Source organism: Desertihabitans brevis (assembly GCF_003327535.1).
In the GTDB taxonomy this organism is placed as follows: domain Bacteria; phylum Actinomycetota; class Actinomycetes; order Propionibacteriales; family Propionibacteriaceae; genus Desertihabitans; species Desertihabitans brevis.
Genome location: NZ_QOUI01000002.1, coordinates 241,000 through 256,240, shown reverse-complemented (window position 1 = coordinate 256,240; position 15,241 = coordinate 241,000). Strand labels below are relative to the sequence as shown.

General features: G+C 73.2%; 17 protein-coding genes and 1 pseudogene. 15 read left to right on the top strand and 3 right to left on the bottom strand.

Annotated features, from left to right (window positions below; genetic code table 11):
• Positions 1 to 3 precede the first annotated feature (3 nt).
• The 9 genes from DT076_RS04530 to DT076_RS04490 all read left to right on the top strand — a co-directional run bounded on the left by DT076_RS04530 (position 4) and on the right by DT076_RS04490 (position 7,773).
• The gene (locus DT076_RS04530) at positions 4 to 1,338 is read left to right on the top strand and encodes an MFS transporter (RefSeq protein WP_199538960.1); all 1,335 of its coding nucleotides are present in this window, start codon (positions 4 to 6) and stop codon (positions 1,336 to 1,338) included.
• Positions 1,339 to 1,416: 78 nt separating this feature from the next.
• Positions 1,417 to 1,905, top strand: coding sequence for a ribose-5-phosphate isomerase (locus tag DT076_RS04525; protein ID WP_114125451.1), 489 nt, complete (start codon positions 1,417 to 1,419; stop codon positions 1,903 to 1,905).
• Positions 1,906 to 1,938: 33 nt separating this feature from the next.
• Positions 1,939 to 3,162, top strand: coding sequence for a 4-alpha-glucanotransferase (locus DT076_RS04520; protein WP_199538959.1), 1,224 nt, complete (start codon positions 1,939 to 1,941; stop codon positions 3,160 to 3,162).
• A 43-nt stretch (positions 3,163 to 3,205) separates the two neighbouring features.
• Positions 3,206 to 3,964 carry a phosphoglyceromutase gene (locus DT076_RS04515; RefSeq protein ID WP_114125450.1) on the top strand — a complete coding sequence of 253 codons (759 nt, stop codon included), beginning with the start codon at positions 3,206 to 3,208 and terminating at the stop codon, positions 3,962 to 3,964.
• Positions 3,964 to 4,620, top strand: coding sequence for an orotate phosphoribosyltransferase (gene pyrE / locus DT076_RS04510; RefSeq protein ID WP_233493634.1), 657 nt, complete (start codon positions 3,964 to 3,966; stop codon positions 4,618 to 4,620). The genes DT076_RS04515 and pyrE overlap by 1 nt, the downstream gene beginning before the upstream one ends.
• Before the next feature lie 42 nt (positions 4,621 to 4,662).
• Positions 4,663 to 5,490, top strand: a complete 828-nt coding sequence (locus tag DT076_RS04505; RefSeq protein WP_233493633.1) for an ABC transporter permease — start codon at positions 4,663 to 4,665, stop codon at positions 5,488 to 5,490.
• Positions 5,483 to 6,283: an ABC transporter permease gene (locus tag DT076_RS04500; protein WP_114125449.1), complete on the top strand. Its 801-nt coding sequence runs from the start codon at positions 5,483 to 5,485 to the stop codon at positions 6,281 to 6,283. The genes DT076_RS04505 and DT076_RS04500 overlap by 8 nt, the downstream gene beginning before the upstream one ends.
• 13 nt (positions 6,284 to 6,296) lie before the next feature.
• On the top strand, positions 6,297 to 7,310 hold the full coding sequence (locus DT076_RS04495; RefSeq protein WP_114125448.1) for an ABC transporter ATP-binding protein: 1,014 nt from the start codon (positions 6,297 to 6,299) through the stop codon (positions 7,308 to 7,310).
• A gap of 28 nt (positions 7,311 to 7,338) precedes the next feature.
• Positions 7,339 to 7,773, top strand: a complete 435-nt coding sequence (locus tag DT076_RS04490; RefSeq protein ID WP_114125447.1) for a hypothetical protein — start codon at positions 7,339 to 7,341, stop codon at positions 7,771 to 7,773.
• A gap of 20 nt (positions 7,774 to 7,793) precedes the next feature.
• On the opposite strand, the gene phoU is transcribed toward DT076_RS04490, so the two are convergent.
• Positions 7,794 to 8,456 (bottom strand): phosphate signaling complex protein PhoU, encoded by a 663-nt coding sequence (gene phoU, locus DT076_RS04485; protein ID WP_114125446.1) that lies wholly within the window; start codon positions 8,454 to 8,456, stop codon positions 7,794 to 7,796.
• A 292-nt stretch (positions 8,457 to 8,748) separates the two neighbouring features.
• On the opposite strand from phoU, the gene DT076_RS04480 reads away from it, so the two are divergent.
• From DT076_RS04480 to DT076_RS04470, 3 genes are read left to right on the top strand one after another with little or no spacing between them, the layout of a single operon-like run.
• Positions 8,749 to 9,888, top strand: a complete 1,140-nt coding sequence (locus DT076_RS04480; protein WP_114125655.1) for a sensor histidine kinase — start codon at positions 8,749 to 8,751, stop codon at positions 9,886 to 9,888.
• On the top strand, positions 9,885 to 10,562 hold the full coding sequence (locus DT076_RS04475) for a response regulator transcription factor (protein WP_114125445.1): 678 nt from the start codon (positions 9,885 to 9,887) through the stop codon (positions 10,560 to 10,562). Before DT076_RS04480 ends, DT076_RS04475 begins: the two co-directional genes overlap by 4 nt.
• On the top strand, positions 10,562 to 11,518 hold the full coding sequence (locus DT076_RS04470; RefSeq protein WP_114125444.1) for a ribose-phosphate diphosphokinase: 957 nt from the start codon (positions 10,562 to 10,564) through the stop codon (positions 11,516 to 11,518). The genes DT076_RS04475 and DT076_RS04470 overlap by 1 nt, the downstream gene beginning before the upstream one ends.
• Positions 11,519 to 11,566: 48 nt before the next feature.
• Here DT076_RS04470 and DT076_RS04465 read toward each other — a convergent pair whose 3' ends face one another.
• A complete protein-coding gene (locus tag DT076_RS04465; RefSeq protein ID WP_147264049.1) occupies positions 11,567 to 12,130 on the bottom strand; it encodes a hypothetical protein in 564 nt (187 codons plus the stop codon).
• A 211-nt stretch (positions 12,131 to 12,341) separates the two neighbouring features.
• On the opposite strand from DT076_RS04465, the gene DT076_RS04460 reads away from it, so the two are divergent.
• The 3 genes and pseudogenes from DT076_RS04460 to ispF all read left to right on the top strand — a co-directional run bounded on the left by DT076_RS04460 (position 12,342) and on the right by ispF (position 14,020).
• Positions 12,342 to 12,827, top strand: coding sequence for a CarD family transcriptional regulator (locus DT076_RS04460; RefSeq protein WP_114125442.1), 486 nt, complete (start codon positions 12,342 to 12,344; stop codon positions 12,825 to 12,827).
• Positions 12,828 to 12,868: 41 nt separating this feature from the next.
• A pseudogene (ispD, locus tag DT076_RS19565) lies at positions 12,869 to 13,525 on the top strand (2-C-methyl-D-erythritol 4-phosphate cytidylyltransferase); the annotation flags it as partial.
• A gap of 30 nt (positions 13,526 to 13,555) precedes the next feature.
• Positions 13,556 to 14,020 carry a 2-C-methyl-D-erythritol 2,4-cyclodiphosphate synthase gene (gene ispF / locus DT076_RS19560; protein WP_199538984.1) on the top strand — a complete coding sequence of 155 codons (465 nt, stop codon included), beginning with the start codon at positions 13,556 to 13,558 and terminating at the stop codon, positions 14,018 to 14,020.
• A gap of 20 nt (positions 14,021 to 14,040) precedes the next feature.
• Here the strand turns inward: ispF and DT076_RS04450 are convergent, their stop codons facing one another.
• On the bottom strand, positions 14,041 to 15,129 hold the full coding sequence (locus DT076_RS04450; RefSeq protein WP_114125440.1) for a neutral zinc metallopeptidase: 1,089 nt from the start codon (positions 15,127 to 15,129) through the stop codon (positions 14,041 to 14,043).
• Positions 15,130 to 15,241 lie beyond the last annotated feature (112 nt).

Below are 15,241 nucleotides of genomic sequence, written 5' to 3'. Positions count from 1 at the left end.
CCTGTGACGTCGCTGCACAGCGAGGTCGGCACCGGTCGCGAGGAGCGCTTCCTCGACCGCATCGGGATCCCGCACAGCCTGCGCTGGGGGTTCCTGGGGCTGCTGGTGTTCATGACCGGCAACGGCACCGAGTCGAACTTCATCCAGCCGCACATGGAGGCCGTCCTGGGCCGCCCGGAGGCCGTGGTGGCGACCGTGGTCACCGGTTACAGCCTGGCCGTGCTGGTCGGCAGCTACCTGGCCGGGGCGCTGTCGGACCTGTGGGGCCCGCGCCGGGTGATGGCGCTGGGCTTCGCCGTCTGGGTGGTCTTCGAGGTGCTGTTCCTGCTCAGCCTGCAGCTGGGCAGCCTGCCCCTGGTGGCGGTGACCTACTTCCTGCGGGGCTTCGGCTACCCGCTGTTCGCCTTCGCGATGCTGGTCTGGATCAACATCACCACCCCGGTGCAGCGCAACGGCGTCGCCGTGGGCTGGTTCTACGTGATGTTCACCGGCGGTCTGCCGACCCTCGGCTCGCTGGTGGCGGTCGGGGCGATCCCGGCCTTCGGCGGCGGGACGTCCGGCGAGACCGGTGCCATGGTGGTCTCGATCGCGCTGGTGGTCGCCGGCTTCGCCATCAGCTGGTTCGGCGTCCGCGCCGACAACGGCCGCGGCCGGATCGCGCCGGCGGGGGAGAGCACCAGCCAGGTGCTGCTGTCGGGGCTGCGGCTCACCGTCACCCGGCCGAAGATCGCGATGGGCTTCCTGGTGCGGCTGATCAACACCGCCCCCCAGTACGGGATGTTCCTGGTGCTGCCGGCGGTGATCGCCGACGACCGCGGGTGGGGCCAGGCGCGCTACCTGACGATGACCACGCTGGTCTATGCCACCAACATCCTCGTCAACGCCGTCTTCGGCGCGGTCGGCGACCGCTGGGGCTGGCGGAACACCGTCCGCTGGTTCGGGGTGTTCGGGTCGGCGGTCGGGCTGCTGCTGTGGTGGTACGTGCCGCAGTGGGTGCCGGCCGGCTCGGACTGGGGCTACTGGCTGAGCGTGGCGGCGGGCTGCCTGTTCGGCTGCCTGCTGGCCGGGTTCGTGCCGATGGGCGCGATCATGCCGGCGCTCACCCCCGACCACAAGGGCGCGGCGATGGCGATGTACACGACCGCCGCCGGGGGCGCGGCCTTCCTCGGCTCCGGGGTGGTCTCGCTGGTGCTCACGCTGGGGCTGGGCGACGTCGGGGTGGTGTGGGCCTTCGTGCTGCTCTACGCCGCGGCGTTCGTCATGGTCGGCTTCCTCAAGGTGCCCCAGGACGAGCGGGGACACCGGCAGGGGACGCCGGTGGAGGCGGGTGCGGGCTGAGACCGGTTCGACCGAGCGGGTACAACTGGGAGAGAGCGCGTGGCCGGAGGGCCCGCGCGGACGACGGAGGAGACGGACATGGCGTGGCGAGTGGTGGTCGGCAGCGACGACGCGGGTTTCGACTACAAGGAGAAGCTCAAGGGCGACCTCGAGGCCTCGGACCAGGTGAGCGAGGTCATCGACGTGGGCGTGGACGCCGACGGTGACACCGCCTACCCGCACATCGCCGCGGCGGCCGCCCGGATGGTCGCCGAGGGCAAGGCCGACCGGGCCCTGCTCGTCTGCGGCACCGGGCTCGGGGTGGCGATCGCGGCCAACAAGGTGCCGGGTGTGCGCGCGGTCACCGCGCACGACCCGTTCTCGGTGGAGCGCGCGGTGCTGAGCAACAACGCCCAGGTGCTGTGCTTCGGCCAGCGGGTGGTCGGGCTCGAGCTGGCCCGTCGGCTGGCGAAGGAGTGGCTGACCTACACCTTCGACGAGAGCAGCGCCTCGGCGGCCAAGGTCGCCGCGATCGGTGAGTACGAGAACACCACCACCCGCGAGGCCGCGAGCGTCCAGGCCTGCTGAGCGCCGCCCGGACGGTGTGACAGGCTCGAGGACGTGCTCCCCACCCGCGCCGCCGGCGTCCAGCTCCACCTGACCTCCCTGCCCGACGGACGGATGGGGCCCTCGGCCCGGAAGTTCGTCGACTGGCTCGCCGAGGCCGGGCAGACGGTGTGGCAGGTGCTGCCGGTCTCGGTGCCGGGGGAGTTCGGCTCGCCCTACTCCTCGCCCTCGGCCTTCGCCGCCTCGCCGGCCCTGCTCGAGCACCCCGACGCCCCGGTCGGGGAGGACGAGCTGGCCGCCTTCGCCGCCAAGCACGCCTACTGGGTCGACTCCTGGACGGCCGTCGGCGGCGACCTCGCTGGCCAGGTCCGCTTCGACCGCGAGTGGGGCGAGCTGCGCCGCTACGCCGCCGACCGGGGCGTGCAGGTGATGGGCGACGTCCCCATCTACGTCGCCGCCGACGGGGCCGACCACCGGGCCTGGCCGGAGATCTTCCGCACCGACGCCGTGGCGGGCGTCCCGCCGGACGCCTTCTCCGAGACCGGCCAGCTGTGGGGCAACCCGCTCTACGACTGGGACGCCCTCGCCGCCGACGGGATGCGCTGGTGGGTAGAGCGGCTGCGCCGCACCTTCGACCTGTTCGACCTGGTGCGGATCGACCACTTCCGCGGCTTCTCCGCCTACTGGGCGGTCCCGGTCGGCGACACCACCGCCGAGAACGGGCGCTGGGTGCCCGGCCCGGGGCGCGCCGTCTTCGACGCCGCCACCCGCGAGCTCGGCCCGCTGCCGGTGGTGGCTGAGGACCTCGGCGACATCGACGCCGCCACCGACGCACTGCGCCGCGAGCTGGGGCTGCCCGGGATGGCGGTGCTGCAGTTCGCCTTCAACCCCGACGACCCGGACAAGTCCCACGAGCCGGAGAACCTCGAGGCCGACCAGGTCGTCTACACCGGCACCCACGACAACGACACCGTCGTGGGCTGGTGGGACACCCTGCCCGAGGTGCGCCGCGCCCAGGTGCGGAGGGCCTGGCGGGCCGCCGCCGTCACCACCGACGGCGAGGCCGAGCCGTCGTGGGCGATGGTCGAGCTCGCGCTGGCGGCCCCCTGCCGGCTGGCGATGACCCAGGCCCAGGACGTCCTCGGCCTCGGCACCGAGGCCCGGATGAACCTGCCCGGGGTGGCCGGCGGCTGGTCCTGGCGGCTGGAGCCCGGGGCGCTGACGTCCGCGCACGCCGCCCGGCTGCGGGCCCTGACCGAAGCCGCCGGCCGCGCCTGAACGGCCCCGGGGCGGCGACGTCGCGGCCGATAGGCTCCCGTCCATGAGCGAACGAGGCACCCTGATCCTGCTCCGTCACGGCGAGAGCGAGTGGAACGCCAAGAACCTGTTCACCGGCTGGGTGGACGTCGACATCAACGAGAAGGGCCGCGGCGAGGCCGTCCGCGGTGGCCGGCTGCTGGCCGAGCAGGGCCTGCTCCCCGACGTGGTGCACACCTCGGTGCTGCTGCGCGCCATCCACACCGCCAACCTCGCGCTGGCCGAGTGCGGCCGCTCCTGGATCGAGACCAAGCGCTCCTGGCGGCTCAACGAGCGCCACTACGGCGCCCTGCAGGGCAAGGACAAGGCAGCCACGCTGGAGCAGTTCGGCGAGGAGCAGTTCATGATCTGGCGCCGCTCCTACGACACCCCGCCGCCGCCGATCGAGCCCGACGACGAGTACTCCCAGTTCGACGACCCGCGCTACATCGCGCTGCCCACCGAGGCCCGTCCGCGCACCGAGTGCCTGGCCGACGTGGTGGTGCGGATGCTGCCCTACTGGTACGACGCCATCGTGCCCGACCTCCGCGCCGGGAAGACCGTGCTGGTCGCCGCCCACGGCAACTCGCTGCGCGCCCTGGTCAAGCACCTGGACGGGATGAGCGACGAGGCCGTGGTCGGGCTCAACATCCCCACCGGCATCCCGCTGCTCTACGAGCTCGACGAGGACCTGCGTCCCACCACCGAGGGTGGTCGCTACCTCGACCCCGAGGCCGCCCGGGCCTCGATCGAGGCGGTCAAGAACCAGGGGAAGAAGAAGTAGTGCCGCTGCAGCCGCACCAGCGGGAGTTCCTCTCCTACGCCATCGAGCACGGGGTGCTGCGCTTCGGCGACTTCACCCTCAAGTCGGGCCGGCGCTCGCCGTACTTCTTCAACGCCGGCGCCTTCGGCACCGGGGCCCGGCTGGCCGCGCTGGCCCGCCACTACGCGGCCACCGTGGTCGAAGCCGGCTGGGAGGTCGACGTGCTCTTCGGCCCGGCGTACAAGGGGATCCCGCTGGTGGCGGCGACGGCCGTCCAGCTGGCCGAGCAGCACGGGCGCGACGTGCGGTGGTGCTTCAACCGCAAGGAGGCCAAGGACCACGGCGAGGGCGGGACGCTCGTCGGCTCCCCGCTGGCCGGCCGGGTGGTGCTGGTCGACGACGTCATCACCGCCGGCACCGCGATCGGCGAGGCCGTCGAGATCGTCCGCGCGCACGGGGCCGAGCTGGCCGGGATCGTGGTGGCGATCGACCGGCAGGAGCGGGGCAGCGGAGAGCTGTCGGCGGTCCAGCAGGTCAGCCGCGACCACGGCTGCCCGGTGCGGGCCATCGTCACCCTCGACGACGTGGTCGCCCACCTCGAGGAGACCGGCGGCCTGGGCGGGCACCTGGAGGCCGTGCGCCGCTACCGCAGCGAGTTCGGGGTCTCCGCGTCCTGATCCGTTGACGGGCCCGCCGGGCAGGAGTAAGTTCCCGCGCTTGTGTCCCCGGTCACAGAGTCCCGGCTGCGCGCCGGCCTGCTGTGGTCGTTGGTCCGGGCCGGGTTCGCCGAGCAGGCCCACTACCGGCTGGCGGTCGCGGCCGGGCTCTTCACCAACGTCGTCTTCGGGTTCATCCGGGCCGCGGTGCTCTTCGCCGCCCTGGACGCCTCCACCACCGCCTTCGCCGGCTACGACCGCGACACCCTGGGCGGCTACGTCTGGATCTCCCAGGCCCTGCTCGGCGCGATCACGCTGATGGCGCCGATCTCCTCGGTGGAGGAGCGGATCAAGAACGGCGACATCGCGGTGGACTACCTGCGTCCGGTGCCGCTGGTGGCGGCCTTCGCCCTGCCCGCGGTCGGCCGCGCGGCCTACACGCTGCTGCCGCGCGGCGTCCCGGCGGTGGTGGTCGGGCTGCTGACCACCGGCTGGTTCCTGCCTCCCACCCCCGGTCCGTACCTGGTCGGCGTGCTCAGCGTGGCGGTCGCCGTGGTCGCCTCCTACCTCGGCGTGCACTGCATCGGGCTGCTCGGCTTCTGGGTGGTCGACACCCGCGGCATCAAGGCGTTCTACGGCATCCTCGGCACCTTCCTGGCCGGTCTGTTCGTCCCGGTGGACCTGTTCCCGGGGTGGTTGCGCACCCTCGCCGGCTTCACCCCGTTCCCGACCTTCCTGCAGTACCCGGTGGACGTCCTCAGCGGGCGCGTCCTCGGGGCCGCGGCCTGGCAGCACCTCGGCGTGCAGCTGGCCTGGGGGCTGGCGCTGCTGGCGCTCGCGCTGCTGCTGGAGCGGCTCGGCCGTCGCCACCTGGAGGTGCAGGGTGGCTGACCTCACCGCCTACCGCGCGGTCCTCGCCTCCCGGGTGCGCGCGCAGACCACCTACCGGCTCTCCTTCGGCCTCGACCTCCTCGGGGCGCTGCTGGTCGGGCTGGTCGAGCTGGCCGAGACCTGGGTGGTCTTCTCCCAGGTGGACGTCCTCGGCGGGCTCGACTTCGGCGGGGTGCTGCTGGTCTTCGGGCTGGCCAACATCTGCTTCTCCGTCGCCGACCTGCTGGTCGGGCACCTGGACCGGCTGCCCCGCTACATCCGCGAGGGCACCATCGACGTCTTCTACCTGCGCCCCCAGCCGTTGCTGGCCCAGCTGGTCACCTCCGAGATCAGCCTGCGTCGGCTCACCCGGATCGGGGTCGGGGTGGCCGCGCTGGTCGCCGGTCTGGTGGCCAACGAGATCCCCGACCCGCTCCGGGCGGCGGCCGTGGTCGGGCTCGCGCTGGTGTTCGGCACCCTGATCTTCTGCGCGCTGTTCGTCAGCGCGGCCGGCTGCCAGTTCTGGCTGGTCAACGGCGCGGAGTTCACCAACGCCTTCACCTACGGCGGGTCCTACGCGGCCAGCCAGCCGACCTCGGTGTTCGGCACCGGGTTGAAGATCACCTTCGGGTTCGTGGTGCCGGCGGCCTTCGTCGGCTACCTCCCGACGCTGGTCGTGCTCGGCCAGCCCGGCCCGGCGCTGCTGCCGGCGTGGCTGGCCTGGTTCCTGCCGGTGGCCGCGCTGTGGTCCTGCCTGCTGGCCGGGCTGCTCTGGCGGGCCGGGGTGCGTCACTACCAGGGAGCGGGCGGATGAGGGGAGCGAGGAGATGACGGTGCCCGGTGCGGTGGTCGAGGTGGACCGGCTGGTCCGCGAGTTCACGGTGCGCGAACCCGTCCCCGGACGCCGGCTGCGGCGGCGCGCCCGACGGGTCCGGGCGGTGGACGAGATGACGTTCACGGTCGGTCCGGGGGAGGCCGTCGGCTACATCGGGGCCAACGGCGCCGGCAAGTCGACCACCATCAAGATGCTGGCCGGGATCCTGGTGCCCACCTCCGGCAGCGTGCGCACCTGCGGCCTGGAGCCGATCGGGGAGCGGCGGACGCTGTCGCGGCGGATCGGCGTCGTCTTCGGGCAGCGGTCCCAGCTGTGGTGGGACCTGCCGCTGTCGGAGTCCTTCGCCATCCTCGGCGCCATCCACCGCCTGGAGCCGGACGCGCTGGCGTCCCGGCGCGCGGAGCTGGTGGAGGAGCTCGAGCTGGCCGACTTCTGGTCCACCCCGGTGCGTCAGCTCTCACTGGGCCAGCGGAGGCGGGCGGAGGTGGCTGCCGCGCTGCTGCACCGGCCCGAGCTGGTGGTGCTGGACGAGCCCACCATCGGTCTGGACGTGCTCAGCAAGCAGCGGCTGCGGGAGTTCCTCGTGCACGAGCGGCGCACCCGCGGCACCACCCTGCTGCTCACCACCCACGACATGGGCGACGTCGAGCGGCTGTGCGAGCGGGTGCTGGTGGTCGACCACGGACGGCTGGCCTACGACGGCACGCTGAGCGGGCTGGGGGCGACGGTGGCGGCCGAGCGGATCCTCGTGGTGGACCTGGCCGAGCCGGTCGCCGACCTGCAGGTGCCCGGCACCCGCCACCTCGGCAGCGAGGGGGAGGGGGTGCGCCAGCGGCTCGCCTTCGACCCGGCCACCACCACGGCGGCCGCCGTGCTGACGGCGGTGCAGACCCGGGCCGAGGTGCGCGACCTGTCGGTGGCCGAGCCCGACGTCGAGGACGTGGTGCGCCGGCTGTGGGCCCGCAACCGAGCGGTCGGGGCCGGCGGGCGCCCCGGATCTGCTTGACTGTCCGGTCCGAGGACGAGGAGGCGGTGTGGTGCAGTGGCCGGAAGGGGCCAGCCGGCAGGCCCGGGACGACTTCGAGCGGATGCTCCCCGAGGCGTTCAAGGTGGCCCACCACGGGCTGGCCACGTACGGGGAGTTCTGGCCCTTCGCGGTGGTGGTCGACCTGGAGGGCGCGCAGCGGCTGGCACGGTTCGAGCCCGACCGCAACCGTCCCGGCCCCGGGGAGGTGCTGGCGGCGCTGCGCCGCTCCCTGCGCGAGGGTGACCCGCTGCGGGCGGCCGCGCTCGTGCTGGACGTGCACGCGCCCGACCTCGGCTCCGACGTCGTGGAGGTGATGTGTGAGCACCTCGGCTCCCCGCCGGTGGCGGTCCGCCGCCCCTACACCCGGCGTCGCTTCGGCGGGCGGGTCAGCTACGCCCCCGACGTGGTCGGGCCGGGGACGCCGTCGCTGCTCACCCGCTGACCGCCGATGCGGTCAGCCGGTCACGGCCAGTGCGAGGCGCCGGCCGGGGCCTCGCCGGTGACCAGGTAGACCACCCGGGCGCCCATCGAGACGGCGTGGTCGGAGATCCGCTCGTAGTAGCGGCCCAGCAGCGCGCAGTCGACGGCGGCCTCCACGCCGTGGGTCCAGCTGTCGCCCAGCATCAGGCGGAACTGGCTGCGCCGCAGGTCGTCCATCTCCTCGTCGTTGTGCTGCAGCTGCTCGGCCATCTCCACGTCGCGGGACTGCAGGGTGCGCCCGGCGGTCTCGACCATCTGCTCCGAGATCGAGGCCATCCGCTCGAAGTTGCCGCGCAGGGACTCCGGGACGGCGATGTCGGGGTAGCGCAGCCGGGCCACCTTGGCCACGTGCACGGCGAGGTCGCCCATCCGGGCCAGCTCGGCGGCCATCCGCAGGGCGGAGACGACGATGCGCAGCTCGCCGGCGACCGGGGCCTGCAGCGAGAGCAGTGAGAAGCAGCGGTGCTCGACCTCCTCGCTCATCCGGTCGAGCTCCTCGTCGCCGCTGATCACGCGTTCGGCGATCGCGTCGTCGGCCTGCAGCAGGGCACGGGTGCTGTCGCGGACGGCTCCGCGCACGATCTGCGCCATGATCACCAGGTCGCTGGTGACCGACTCGAGCTGTTCGCGGTACGTCTCACGCATGGGCACATCCTCAGCAGGGGGAGTAGTCGTCTGGCACTGGGCCAGGTCGAGCCTACGGCTACCCGGTGGCCACCGCGTCGAGAGAGGTGAACGACACATGAACGACGGCCGAACTCCGCCCGGGATGGCCCTCCAGCGGAGTCGGGGCGAATGCGCGGTGCCCCTAGAGTGAACGTCTGTGGACCTCCTTCTCGCGGCTGGACTCGGCTTCCTGCTGGGTGCCACACTCGCGACCTGGATCGTCCTCGGCACCAGGTTCGGCCGGCGACCTACAGCGGATGAACGGTTGGAGATGCCCCAGGTAGCAGTGCCCGACGGGGTGTCGCAGATGCTGGGGGTGCTCCGCTCGGCCGGTGTGGTGGTGGGGCCGCTGGACGAGGTGCTCCAGTCCACCGAGGAGGCCCGGGTGCTGGGGCTGGTGCGGGGCAGCCGGGTGGCGCACCGCGAGCTGCTCGAGCTGGTCCGCCAGGTGCGCACCGAGCGCCGGGTCCACTCCCTCGACCTCACGCTGCCCCGCGGGCAGGACCAGGAGGGCCACTTCGCCGTCCGGGTCGCCCCGCTGACCGAGGAGCTGTGCGTGATCCTCGCCGAGGACCGCACCACCGCGGTGCGGCTGGAGGCGATCCGGCGCGACTTCGTCACCAACGTGAGCCATGAGCTGAAGACGCCGATCGGGGCGATCTCGCTGCTGTCGGAGGCCGTGGTCGAGGCGGCCGACGACCCCGACACCGTGCGGTCCTTCGCCGGTCGGATGCAGCACGAGTCCGCCCGGCTGACCGGGCTGGTGGCCCAGATCATCCAGCTCTCCGGGGTGCAGGCCGACGACCCGCTGCTCTCACCGCGCCGGGTCGAGGTCGGGGAGGTGCTGGCCGAGGCGGTCGACGTCTGCCGGGTGGACGCCGACGACCGCGGCATCACCCTCACCGTGGTGCCGGGGGAGGACCTCGCGGTGGTGGGCGACGAGACCCAGCTGGCGATGGCGGTGAGCAACCTCGTCCGCAACGCGGTGCTGTACTCCGAGCCGGGTGGCCGGGTGGTGGTCTCGGCCCGCCGCCGGCAGGAGGAGGACGACTCCCTGGTGGAGATCCGGGTCACCGACAACGGCATCGGCATCGCCCAGGCCGACCTCAAGCGGATCTTCGAGCGCTTCTACCGCGTGGACTACGCCCGCAGCCGCGCCAACGGCGGCAACGGCCTCGGGCTGTCCATCGTCAAGCACATCGCCGCGGCCCACCGGGGCGTGGTCGACGTGTGGAGCAAACCCGGCCAGGGCTCCACGTTCACCATCAGCCTCCCCGAGCACAGCGTCGACGAGTCCGAGCCTGCGCCGGGCTTCGCCGACCCCGAGCCCCCGCCCCCGGCGCCAGCCGCTCCGAAGAGTGCGCGCCCGGACCCTGCCGATCCCGACAGCGAGAAGGAGCTGGAACGATGACCCGAGTACTGGTGGTGGAGGACGAGGACTCCTACCGCGAGGCGTTGGCCTTCATGCTCCGCAAGGAGGGCTTCGAGGTGGTGGAGGCCGCCGACGGCACCGCCGGGCTGGCCGAGTACGACCGGGTCGGCGCCGACATCGTGCTGCTCGACCTGATGATGCCGGGGCTGCCCGGCACCGAGGTGTGCCGCCAGCTGCGGGCCCGTGGCCCGGTCCCGGTCATCATGGTGACCGCCCGGGACACCGAGGTGGACAAGGTGGTCGGGCTCGAGCTGGGCGCCGACGACTACGTCACCAAGCCGTTCAGCCACCGCGAGCTGGTGGCCCGCATCCGGGCGGTGCTGCGCCGCGGCCAGGACGTCGAGCTGCTGCCCGACGTGGTCGAGGCCGGCGGCGTGCGGATGGACGTGGAGCGCCACGAGGTGTCGGTGCAGGGGCAGCGGGTGAAGCTGGCGCTCAAGGAGTTCGAGCTGCTGGAGATGCTGCTGCGCAACTCCGGGCGGGTGATGACCCGTGGCCAGCTGATCGACCGGATCTGGGGCGCGGACTACGTGGGCGACACCAAGACCCTCGACGTGCACGTCAAGCGGCTGCGCTCCAAGGTCGAGCAGGACCCGGCCAACCCCGTCCACCTCATCACCGTGCGCGGGCTCGGCTACAAGTTCGAGGCCTGATGCCGGGGATCACCGTCTTCTCCGGCGCCGCCCACCGGGAGTTCGCGCAGGAGATGTGCGACATCCTCGGCGTCGAGCTGTCGCCCTCGCTGACCACCCGCTTCAGCAACGACTGCCTGCAGGTGCAGCTGCGCGCCAACTGCCGGCGCCGCGACGTCTTCGTCGTGCAGCCGCTCGTCCCGCCGGTCCAGGAGCACCTGATGGAGCTGCTGCTGATGCTGGACGCCGCCCGCGGCGCCTCGGCGGCCTCCATCACCGCCGTCATCCCGCACTTCGCCTACGCCCGCTCCGACAAGAAGGACGCGCCGCGCATCTCGATCGGCGCGCGGCTGGTGGCCGACCAGCTGGTCGCCGCCGGCGCGGACCGGGTGGTGACGATGGCGCTGCACTCGGAGCAGGTGCACGGCTTCTTCTCGGTGCCGGTCGACCACCTCACCGCGCTGCAGGAGCTGGCCGCCCACTTCGCCGGCCGCGATCTGTCGAACACCGTGGTGGTCTCGCCCGACTTCGGCGGGGTGAAGTCCGCGGGCAAGCTGGGCCGGCTGCTCGGGGTGCCGGTGGCGGCCGGGTCCAAGCGCCGCCAGGCCGACGACACGGTCGTCATCGACGCCATCGTCGGCGACGTCCGCGGGCGCGACGTGATCGTGCTCGACGACGAGATCGCCACCGCCGGCTCGATGGTGGAGCTGCTGGCGTGCCTGCGCCGCGACGGGGTGGAGCGGGTGGCGCTGGCCTGCACGCACGGGCTGTTCACCGGTCCGGCGGTGCAGCGGCTGGGTGCGGAGACCGGTATCAGCGAGGTGGTCTGCACCAACACCGTGCCGCTGCCGCCCGAGCGCCGGGTGGCGAACCTGGAGGTCCGGTCGGTGGCCCCGCTCTTCGCCGAGGCGGTCCGGCGGATCCACGTCGGGGAGTCGGTCAGCAGCCTCTTCCCGCCGGAGCTCACCGAGGGGTGAGCCCTCGCCGCGGGCTGGGGCCCGGCGCGGCGCCGGGCCCCGGACGGGTCAGCCCGTCAGGTCCTCGGCGTTGGTGATCGGGATGGTCAGCGTGGCCTCGCCGGCCGAGGCGAAGGTCAACGTCACCTCGGCGGTCAGACCCGGCACCACCCCGTCGCCGGTGGCCGCGAGCCGGGGCTGCTGGTCAGCCAGCACCAGCGGGTTCTGCGCCGGGCCGAGGTCCACCGGCTGCGCGAGCTCGATCCCGAGCGGGCCGGTCGGCTGGCCGTCGGGCCCGAAGGTCTGCCCGCTGACCGAGACCAGCTGGTCGACGTCGCTGGCCACCAGGGTGGCCGACAGGAACCCCGAGCCCTCCGCCTGGGAGATGATCCGCAGGTCGCGCACGTTCACCAACGGCATCCGGGCGTCCTCCGGGACGTCCACGTTCACCCCGGCCGCCGGGGTGTACGGCTGCAGCGTCTGGGCGCCGAACCCGCACGCGGACACCCCGGTCGCCAGCCCCAGGGCCAGCACACCCGCCGCGACGGCGCGCGACCAGCGGCGCGGGCCCCGACGCGCTCCAGAGGCGGGGCGGGGGCCCGACGGGACTCGGGTGGGGACGGTGTTCGGCACGGCTGTCCTGCTCCTCCTGCTCGGCTGCGAGCAGCCTACCGACATCTGCCGCCGGGGCCGCCACCCGAGCCCGCCGGAGCCTCCGCGATACACACCCGGTCGTACTTGTCAAGTCCCTTGACTGGCCCGCACCGGCCTCTGGCTAGGCCAAACGCCCCGGAGCGGTGGAACCAGCCGTGATAGACTCGTCAAGGCGAAAGGGGCACAACAGATGACTTTCACGGTCGGAGAAACGGTGGTCTACCCGAATCACGGGGCGGCCGTCATCGAAGACATCCAGACCCGCAAGATCAAGGGCGAGGACACCCAGTACCTCAAGCTGAAGATCCTCGGCCAGAACGACCTCGTGATCCAGGTGCCGGCGTCGAACCTCGACCTCGTCGGTGTCCGCAACGTGGTGGACGCCGAGGGGCTGGAGAAGGTGTTCAGCGTCCTGCGGGCGCCGCACACCGAGGAGCCGACCAACTGGTCGCGCCGCTACAAGGCCAACCTCGAGAAGCTGCACAGCGGCAACGTGATGAAGGTGGCCGAGGTCGTCCGCGACCTGTGGCGCCGCGAGAAGGGCCGCGGGCTGTCGGCCGGTGAGAAGCGGATGCTCGCCAAGGCCCGTCAGATCCTGGTCTCCGAGCTCGCCCTGGCCGAGCGCGTCGAGGAGGACCGGGCCGAGGTGCTGCTCGACGAGGTGCTCGCCTCCTGAGCACCACCCCAGCACCAGCTGCCGAACCGGTCGCCGCCATCGTGGTGGCGGCCGGTTCTGGCGTCCGGATGGGTGCCGGCAGCCCGGCGAAGGCGCTGCGGCTGCTGGCCGGCCGACCGCTGGTGTGGCACAGCGTCGCCGCCCTGGTCGAGGGCGGCGCAGACGAGGTCGTGGTCGCCATCCGGCCCGAGCTGGTTGAGCAGTTCTCCGCCGCCCTGGCCGACCTCGCCGAGCGGGTGCCGCTCCGCTTCGTCCCCGGCGGACGGGAGCGGCAGGAGTCGGTGGACGCCGCCCTGGACGCCCTCACCACCGGCCCCCGCACCAGCCGTCCGCCCGCGGTGGTGCTGGTGCACGACGCCGCCCGGCCGCTGGTGCCGCCCGAGGTGGTCCGACGGGTGGCCGACCGGGTGCTCGCCGGGGACCCGGTGGTGGTGCCCGTGGTGCCGGTGGTCGACACCGTCCGTCGCCTCGACGAGAGCGGCTCCACCGGGGTCGACCGCTCCCGGCTGCGGGCGGTGCAGACCCCGCAGGGCTTCCGGCCCGACGTGCTGCGCGAGGGCCACGACCGGCTGCGAGCCGACGGCACCACCGTCACCGACGACGCCGGCGCCTGCGAGCTGGCCGGGCACCGGGCGGTGCTCGTGGAGGGCTCGCCGCGCTCGCTCAAGGTCACCACCGAGCACGACCTGCAGCTGGCCGAGGGGCTGCTCGGGGCGGCCGCTGCGACGCTGCGCACCGGCACCGGCATCGACGTGCACCGGCTGGCGCCCGGGCGCCCGATGCGGGTGGCCTGCCTGGACTTCCCCGACGAGGAGATGGGGCCGGTCGGGCACTCCGACGGCGACGTCGTCGCCCACGCCGCCTGCGACGCGCTGCTGGCCGCGGCGGGGCTGGGCGATCTCGGCAGCAACTACGGCACCTCCGACCCGGCCTGGGCGGGGGCGTCCGGGCGGGCGTTCCTGGTCGAGACCGCGCGGCGGCTCGCCGCGGCCGGGTTCCACCCGGTCAACGTGTCGGTCCAGCTGGTCGGTCAGCGGCCCCGCTTCGCAGCCCGCCGGGCCGAGGCCGAGGCGGTGATGGGCGCGGCGCTCGGGGCGCCGGTCAGCCTCTCGGCCACCACCACCGACGGGCTCGGGCTGACCGGGCGCGGTGAGGGCCTGGCCGCGATCGCGACCGCCCTCGTGCGCGGCTGAGCTACTCGACCTCCGAGGCGCTACTCGACCTCCGAGGCCGGGGCCACGAAGGTGTTGCAGACGCCGACGTCGGAGCTCGCGTAGCCGCGCCCACCCCAGAGCTGACGGCTGGCGCCGCGGCCGTGGTTGCCGACCACGTCGGGGTCGCCGCTGAGCGCGTCGTCGCCGATGTTGAACAGCGCCTGGTCGACGCTGGCGAGCTCGGCCTCGGTCAGCTCCAGCGACTGGGCGGTGGAGTGCAGGAACAGCCCGGCCAGGCAGTCGGCCTGCACCTCGGTGCGCCGGGAGATCTCCAGCGCCACCTCCTCGTCGTCGATGTTGGCCTGCAGCAGCGAGCCCGGCACCAGGATGTTGGCCCGGGCCTGGACGTTGTGGCCGTACTCGTGGGCCATCACCAGCTCGGTCACCCGCGGCTGGCGCAGGTCGGGCAGGTACTCGAACATCAGCGTCGAGAAGTAGACCGCCTGGTCGGCGGGGCAGTAGAACGCGTTGACGGCCTCCGCGCCCTCGAGGCTGCCGCAGGCCGAGGTGACCTGGTCGCGGTAGACGGTGACGGGCGGACGCACCTCGGTCCAGCCGGCCTCGGTCAGCGGCGGCTGCCAGGCCCGGGTGAGGCAGGCCATCTGCTCGGTGAGGAAGGCGTCGAGCTCGTCCTCGCTCATCTCCCAGGTGTTGCCCTCGGGCAGCTCGCAGCGGATCGGCACCGGCATCGTCGAGGCGTAGAGCGGGTTGTTCTCCAGCGCGTCGAGGGCCTCCTCGACCGTGGTCGGGTACTCCGGCAGCGGCGGCGGGCTGGCGGACTCCGGCGGCACCTGGTAGTCCTCGTTCTCATACGCCGACTCACCGGTCGAGGTGGACAGGCCGACCACCACGAGCGCGAGCACCGCGGCGGCGGCCAGCCCCGAGAGCACGAGGAACAGGGTGCGCAGCGGGTTGCCCCGGCGCGGCGGTGGCGGGGCGAAGTAGCCACCCGCGGGCACCGGGCGGGTGTGGCGCTGCGGCGCCGCCGGCCAGCCGCCGGACTGCGGCCACTGCGGCTGCTGCCACCCGGACTGGGCCTGACCCCACGGCTGCTGCTGGCGGGGCGGACCCCAGGGCTGCTGCGTCACGGGCGACAGCGTATCCGGCCCGGTGTCGAGCCCGCCCGGCCCGGACCGTGACCCACTATCGTGTGGCCTGCACCGCCACCGGTGCACCCGTCGGCCCCGACCCGTCCGTGGA

Coding starts and splice junctions, on each gene's coding strand:
- DT076_RS04515 (WP_114125450.1), top strand. CDS start 3,206: ATGAGCGAACGAGGCACCCTGATCCTGCTCCGTCACGGCGAGAGCGAG.
- DT076_RS04480 (WP_114125655.1), top strand. CDS start 8,749: ATGCCCCAGGTAGCAGTGCCCGACGGGGTGTCGCAGATGCTGGGGGTG.
- DT076_RS04460 (WP_114125442.1), top strand. CDS start 12,342: ATGACTTTCACGGTCGGAGAAACGGTGGTCTACCCGAATCACGGGGCG.
- DT076_RS04475 (WP_114125445.1), top strand. CDS start 9,885: ATGACCCGAGTACTGGTGGTGGAGGACGAGGACTCCTACCGCGAGGCG.
- DT076_RS04525 (WP_114125451.1), top strand. CDS start 1,417: ATGGCGTGGCGAGTGGTGGTCGGCAGCGACGACGCGGGTTTCGACTAC.
- DT076_RS04495 (WP_114125448.1), top strand. CDS start 6,297: ATGACGGTGCCCGGTGCGGTGGTCGAGGTGGACCGGCTGGTCCGCGAG.
- DT076_RS04470 (WP_114125444.1), top strand. CDS start 10,562: ATGCCGGGGATCACCGTCTTCTCCGGCGCCGCCCACCGGGAGTTCGCG.
- phoU (WP_114125446.1), bottom strand. CDS start 8,456: ATGCGTGAGACGTACCGCGAACAGCTCGAGTCGGTCACCAGCGACCTG.